At 62.0% G+C, this 1,035-nt stretch carries 1 protein-coding gene; it reads left to right on the forward strand.

Annotation, left to right across the window (positions count from 1 at the left end; translation table 11 throughout):
* The coding region (gene tuf / locus JMY28_RS38785) for an elongation factor Tu (RefSeq protein WP_201701148.1) at window positions 1-1,035 on the forward strand (1,035 nt) is incomplete at its 5' end.

A 1,035-nucleotide genomic window follows, 5' to 3' on the forward strand; every position in this document is an offset into this window, starting at 1 on the left:
GCGCCGGAAGAAAAGGCACGTGGTATTACCATCAACACCGCGCACGTCGAGTACGAAACGGCTAACCGCCACTACGCACACGTCGACTGCCCGGGCCACGCTGACTACGTGAAGAACATGATCACGGGCGCGGCGCAGATGGACGGCGCAATCCTGGTGTGCTCGGCCGCTGACGGCCCGATGCCGCAAACGCGTGAGCACATCCTGCTCGCCCGTCAGGTTGGCGTGCCTTACATCATCGTGTTCCTGAACAAGTGCGACATGGTCGACGACGCCGAGCTGCTCGAGCTGGTCGAAATGGAAGTGCGCGAGCTTCTGTCGAAGTACGACTTCCCGGGCGACGACACGCCGATCATCAAGGGTTCGGCCAAGCTGGCGCTGGAAGGCGACAAGGGCGAACTGGGTGAAGTGGCGATCATGAACCTGGCCGACGCACTGGACACGTACATCCCGACGCCGGAGCGTGCAGTTGACGGCGCGTTCCTGATGCCGGTGGAAGACGTGTTCTCGATCTCGGGTCGCGGCACGGTGGTGACGGGTCGCGTTGAGCGCGGCATCGTCAAGGTCGGCGAGGAAATCGAAATCGTCGGTATCAAGCCGACGGTGAAGACGACCTGCACGGGCGTGGAAATGTTCCGCAAGCTGCTCGACCAGGGTCAGGCGGGCGACAACGTTGGTATCCTGCTGCGCGGCACGAAGCGTGAAGACGTGGAGCGTGGCCAGGTTCTGGCCAAGCCGGGTTCGATCACGCCGCACACGCACTTCACGGCTGAAGTGTACGTGCTGAGCAAGGACGAAGGCGGCCGTCACACGCCGTTCTTCAACAACTACCGTCCGCAGTTCTACTTCCGTACGACGGACGTGACGGGCTCGATCGAGCTGCCGAAGGACAAGGAAATGGTCATGCCGGGCGACAACGTGTCGATCACGGTGAAGCTGATCGCTCCGATCGCGATGGAAGAAGGTCTGCGCTTCGCAATCCGCGAAGGTGGCCGTACCGTCGGCGCCGGCGTGGTTGCAAAGATCATCGAGTAA

Source organism: Paraburkholderia hiiakae, from assembly GCF_904848665.1.
Lineage (GTDB): Bacteria > Pseudomonadota > Gammaproteobacteria > Burkholderiales > Burkholderiaceae > Paraburkholderia > Paraburkholderia hiiakae.